Here is a 5,083-nt window from a genome sequence, read left to right as displayed (position 1 = left end):
ACTTAAAAAAACTGGTAGGCCTATTTATGCTAGGGTAGGCTTCAAGGAAAACAACCTCAATACTATCACCTGGTTTTCCTGTAGAGCTATTTATCAAAGAATTTCCTTTATATTCATTTCCATTATATGAAAATGAATACATGTAATAAACTTTCGTATAGCGGCGTGCGTAACTAGATGGTTCTGCTGTAATAACTGCATACGTCTTAACACCATTTATTCTTAGTAGGAAATTACCAACGAAATAAAATACAACGTGGTAAAGAATCCAACCCACACAAGCGTAAACAAGCAATCTACCTATGAAATCTCTCATCTTTTGTCTGTTTTATTATTTTTATTTGTCTCACCTTGACTTTCTATCACATTAGATACAATCTTATCAGCCGCCGTTTGAGGAGATTTCTTTACCTCTTTTGCAACAGCTTTTTGCGCCTGTTGAATATTAGTGGCTATAGTCTTGGCTCTTTTATTATTTACTTTTGTTATTTTCTTAACTGTCTTGGTAAGAGAGGTCTTGCTGCTAATCATTTTATTTGATATTTCCTCCGTTGTTTTATTTCCAAATCCTTTAGCTAGTTTTGATGCTTTTGAGCCAACAGCACCTGCAGCCAGATTTACCGCAGTTCCTTTTACAATTTCGATAATTCCCTTATCATAATTGTCCATAAGGCTATTAGCAGCAACACTTATTTTTGCAACAAAACGGACTGTATTGCTAGCGCCACTTGTAATTGCTCCGTCAATAGTTGCTACAGCAACTTTTCCCCAGTTAATATCAGTAATGCCATTACCAACAACAAGATTGGCAACCATTTGTGTTGTTATTTCTAAACTAGCTCCAATAAGGACATCAATAGCATTGTCTATGAGTGCTGTGTTTCCATCTGGAACTACAAATTTGACAGGGTTATCAGCACAGTATGTATAGCTTCCTAGTTCAGGATAGTTCTCCTTTAACCTATCCACCCCATACCACAAACTCGTCTTCGGGTTCATATACCTCACGCCGTAGTAATACAGTCCCGTCTCTTGGTCGAGTTCCTTACCATTGAACTTATACGGCATATCCTCACTGCTGCTGTGTTCATCCACAAGTAACTCATCATAGGGCAGGTAGGCATCGAACTGGGCGACGTTGGCCTTGGCGTCGGTGATATAAGAGGTGCTGCCGAGGTGGTCGGTGTGATAGTAGAAGATGTCCTCGTGGTGTGCGGTGTCGGCAGGCACGCAGCCGTAACCTGGCTGCACGTCGTCGGGGGCTTCGGCCTTGTCCCACTGCATGGGCGGGCCGGACGAAATGCCAGACGTGACGTAGCGCTTGGGGCTGCGTTCGTGCCGAGAGAGCGGTGTTCGAAACGTACTGTTTAGAATTTTCATGCTGCCAGAAACTATATTCCTATTTACCACATTCCTAGTTCTTTATATGAAATATATTTGAATACTCAATATAGGACTGCTTATTTAGTTTTCTACCGATATTGTATTTAAACCTATATACGTTTTCACATTTTTTCTTATACTTGACACCCTTAATTTCCCACTCTTCTTTCCTATTCACCTCACACCCTTTTAATACGATAACATTTTGCACCTTATAAGTGTTTGGAACATGGAAAATATCCTGGGCGAATATAAACCACTTACCATCTACTCTTTTTTCTAAAGATATAGATATATAAATATCCTCTTCACAGTTATTGCTGAAGTGAAAGGACACAGAACTACCTATATCATATATTGTCTGCACCGAGTCTATTTTTAAACATTCCTTAATCGACTGGGCATTTAAATGACACGTAGCACTTTGCAACACTAACAATATCAAACACTTAATTATTCTCATCTTTCTTTACCCCCCCTGTCTAATTTGTAAACAAACTATTGAGCAAGACGCGAATTGGCTTTGCCTTCATTACCATAATTCGGATTGTCTTTGTTCTTAACTCGATTCACACTTTTAGTATCTTTATGTATTTCTTCAGACAAACGATTGATTAGGTAAGTCAACAAGGCTTGATTTATTGGTAGTGGTACAGTTAATGTAGAAAGACAGAACTCACCAAACCGTTTTCCACTAGCATCTTTCATCACGAAGTAGGACGGTCTTCCTAAAGCAATTCTTGTTTCTACGGTTCGGGACACTTCTTTATAATAGGTAGGTTCAAATATGGAGCCAGCCTCTAACAATAGCTTCTCATATTTCTTTTGTTTCGCTGTTTTAGTCCTTTCCGACAATAGATACAATACTCGTATTTCACCAAGGCTGTCTAAAGCTATATAATACTCTTTACTATGTGGAGAAGCTTTAATTATCAGATAATAATAGCAATCCTCCAAAGAGTATAATACCTTAGGAGCATTTTCTCTAAATAGTTCTAAGAGTCTATCCGCTTTTTTTCTACTAGACACAATGGTTTCCATCGACTCTGTTTCATACAGTTCCTTACATTGGGCATTGCAATAGGTAATAGAGATTAACAGTACGATTATCAAGTATATTTTTTTTGTCATGTTCATTTCGTTAAAGGTATTTTTGTGGATTTTTTATTTGCCCTTCTTTGTAGCCAGAATGATCGCTTCCTTCGCGTTGTGGCATTTTACTTGCCGTTGTTCGACAGGGCCATGAGGCGGTTCTCTTCGTCCCACGCCATGCGCCGCTCCGTGTTCAGGCTGTCGTCCTTGATGAAGTTAGGTCTGTCCTATGATATAGGTTACTTCGTTCTAGGAAAGCAATACTTAAGTATCATCCGCAAATTATTCCAGTATAAGTCACGCCCATGCAAATTCTTATTGTCAATGGGGTATAAAGGACATATCAAAAAGCGTTCTATCGAACCATCAGCAAATTCCACATATAACATGTAATCCAATGGCAGCCTGCCATATTTGACTTTTCCTTTCTCATCTTTAACAGAGACATTATAAGATGAACGAGAGTAACTTATAATTGTGTCTTTTTCCAGCGTATAGAAATACCTAGAATACTGGTTCTGGGGCTTTCGTTTATGTTTCTTCCCCGCTTCATAGAATATAATATCTTTACTTTTCGAATCCATTTGTATTCCCACATAGTTATTCCCTTTATTCCCCATAAGTGGACCATGTATAAAATGAATATATGTTACCTTTTGCGCACTAACCCCCATGAAGTGGAGTTGTGAGAGTAGAACGATTAATAAGATGTATATTTTCATTGTCGCGTTCCTTTTAATATCACCATTCTTTCGTTTTCAGGAATAAAGGGCCTTGTTGAGCTTCCTCTGTCCCCTACAAACTGATAAACCTAGGCTATATGGAACGAAAGAACCTAAACTCTTTCCCCATTCAAGTGTTACACTATAGCCCACGATTGTTTCCTTTGTTAACCTCTGCATATTATCAATTAAATTGGGTTCCGTTGACTGTGGATAAAGCTTGTGAAGAGCACTCCCTGTGAGGCCTTGCCCACAGCCATATAAATAGATATTGGCATTTACGTCAAAAGCTCTTGCCTCAAACTTTTCAGAATTGAATGATTTATAGTTGTCATTACCACGAGGTTCAATATAAAACCCTCTCGGGTGTCCGTGTCCAACATACTCAAAATCAGTGATAGGATCAGAATTTCTGTCTGGCTTAGATACATCTGCACTTCCACAATTGATATAGTATATTATATCTTTTTCTTCTGATGCCAATTCAAAACTTATGCCATTCTTTTCTGCCATTCCTTTATAGTATGACAATTCCTTTTCCGTGTAATGTCCCTTATAGACAAGCATTGTGGTTGCTTCCTCTGGATCTTTCTTCTTGAACTTGATCGCGTCTTGGAGACCTCTTTCTAGAAAATGGCGTTGGTTCTCATTTTTCCTTAAATACCGATCAGAATTGGGACTATTTCCCTGATCTCCGACAACGACAACATTTTCGTTAGTCTATTGTTATTCTTATCGGAATAAACACCGCAATGGGATTATCTGAAAACACAAGAACCTCTTGCTCAACATTCTTTAACGCTCTTAACATTTCTTTATCAAACGAAGATGTTAAACCACGAGCTAGCCTAAGTTCTAAAATGTTAGATTTAGGTACGGCAAGTAAAAGCACAATAGCTGTACCCGATGTGAATGTCTCATCATCAACGCGGAATTTACGCAAAATTTTGTCTTTTAATTTAAGTAGCGTTTGAATTTCAACGTTCCAAGTTGCATTATCAATAAATTCTCCTTTCCTTGTAAAGTAACAATCTCTTACGATTGTATTATTAAATCGCCAAAGTTGCTCGTATTTAAGCCCTTGAACATCATATAATACAATACTCTCTTGTTCCTTGTCAGAAATAACAGTTCTATTCTGTCCACAAGAGACATTAGAGAAGAATAATAACATATACATGCACAAGCGGATTTTATTTCTCTTCAAAATTACGAATGGATTCATGTTCTCTTTCCTTTATTTGTTTCTCTAGTTCCATATTGCCATACTGTGTTCTAGTTGAGCCACCATGACGAGGATCCTTGCCAATTAAATACATAAACAAATGCCCATCAAATTCATGGCCAACGGCTTTTGCTTGCTCTTCCGGTGTTGCAAGTGGGTTTATAAAAACTTTAAAGTTCTTTGAGGGAGAAATCTCTCCATCAGGAAATGCCTTTTGCTCATCTGTAGGACGCAAGGTTGCACCCAAATTACCAACAACCTCTATTTCATCTTTAAGACCCTGTTTCAATAATACGAGAGAATATCGCTGTCTTAGTTCCTTTGGTCCAGAATAGTTCCCCATCCTAATCTGGTATTCCACGCTCGTGCTGTCGTCGCGCTGCCGTACCGCCTCGTAGGTGTTGAGGGAGCCTTGCAGCCTACCTAGAAACCCAAGTGATGAAGGAGCCTCCGTCGCCATCATAATAGTTGCGTTGTTTTTCTATCTGCATCATAAACATGGGATAATTTTTCTGTCTAGTTGTAACGATGTTTGCGCCATATCCATAGGCGTTCTAGGGTATGTTCGATGTTTCCATAAGGTGGGATTCTTCGCTCATCTGCTCTTTGTTTTATCGAATTTCCTAGCTGAAATTATCTTACCTGCCCTGTCATAAACAAC

7 protein-coding genes and 1 pseudogene are annotated in these 5,083 nt (G+C 38.6%); all 8 read right to left on the bottom strand.

Annotated elements, in window-relative coordinates; all coding sequences use genetic code 11:
* Positions 1 to 316: hypothetical protein (locus tag HMPREF0670_RS16920; RefSeq protein ID WP_044077541.1), on the bottom strand; the 316-nt coding region annotated here is incomplete at its 3' end.
* 566 nt (positions 317 to 882) lie between these two features.
* Positions 883 to 1,326: pseudogene (locus HMPREF0670_RS15425) on the bottom strand (RHS repeat domain-containing protein); the annotation flags it as partial.
* Between the two features lie 88 nt (positions 1,327 to 1,414).
* Positions 1,415 to 1,750, bottom strand: a complete 336-nt coding sequence (locus HMPREF0670_RS00710) for a hypothetical protein (RefSeq protein WP_232213831.1) — start codon at positions 1,748 to 1,750, stop codon at positions 1,415 to 1,417.
* Positions 1,751 to 1,881: 131 nt separating this feature from the next.
* Entirely contained in the window at positions 1,882 to 2,520 is a 639-nt protein-coding gene (locus tag HMPREF0670_RS00705) for a hypothetical protein (RefSeq protein ID WP_009229248.1), read from the bottom strand.
* 194 nt (positions 2,521 to 2,714) lie between these two features.
* A complete protein-coding gene (locus tag HMPREF0670_RS00700; RefSeq protein WP_009229247.1) occupies positions 2,715 to 3,197 on the bottom strand; it encodes a hypothetical protein in 483 nt (160 codons plus the stop codon).
* A gap of 36 nt (positions 3,198 to 3,233) precedes the next feature.
* Entirely contained in the window at positions 3,234 to 3,710 is a 477-nt protein-coding gene (locus HMPREF0670_RS00695) for a hypothetical protein (protein ID WP_157579504.1), read from the bottom strand.
* A gap of 202 nt (positions 3,711 to 3,912) precedes the next feature.
* Complete coding sequence (locus HMPREF0670_RS00690) at positions 3,913 to 4,422, bottom strand: hypothetical protein (protein WP_052296862.1); 510 nt, start codon at positions 4,420 to 4,422, stop codon at positions 3,913 to 3,915.
* The gene (locus HMPREF0670_RS00685) at positions 4,391 to 4,885 is read right to left on the bottom strand and encodes a hypothetical protein (RefSeq protein WP_009229244.1); all 495 of its coding nucleotides are present in this window, start codon (positions 4,883 to 4,885) and stop codon (positions 4,391 to 4,393) included. Before HMPREF0670_RS00685 ends, HMPREF0670_RS00690 begins: the two co-directional genes overlap by 32 nt.
* Positions 4,886 to 5,083 lie beyond the last annotated feature (198 nt).

The organism is Prevotella sp. oral taxon 317 str. F0108, from assembly GCF_000162415.1.
GTDB classification, from domain to species: domain Bacteria; phylum Bacteroidota; class Bacteroidia; order Bacteroidales; family Bacteroidaceae; genus Prevotella; species Prevotella conceptionensis.
This window is presented reverse-complemented; position numbering and strand designations above follow the sequence as displayed.

Bases quoted from the DNA above. Each gene is read 5' to 3' on its own strand.
- HMPREF0670_RS00705 (WP_009229248.1), bottom strand. From the start codon at position 2,520: ATGAACATGACAAAAAAAATATACTTGATAATCGTACTGTTAATCTCT.
- HMPREF0670_RS00700 (WP_009229247.1), bottom strand. From the start codon at position 3,197: ATGAAAATATACATCTTATTAATCGTTCTACTCTCACAACTCCACTTC.
- HMPREF0670_RS00695 (WP_157579504.1), bottom strand. From the start codon at position 3,710: ATGGCAGAAAAGAATGGCATAAGTTTTGAATTGGCATCAGAAGAAAAA.
- HMPREF0670_RS00690 (WP_052296862.1), bottom strand. From the start codon at position 4,422: ATGAATCCATTCGTAATTTTGAAGAGAAATAAAATCCGCTTGTGCATG.
- HMPREF0670_RS00685 (WP_009229244.1), bottom strand. From the start codon at position 4,885: ATGATGGCGACGGAGGCTCCTTCATCACTTGGGTTTCTAGGTAGGCTG.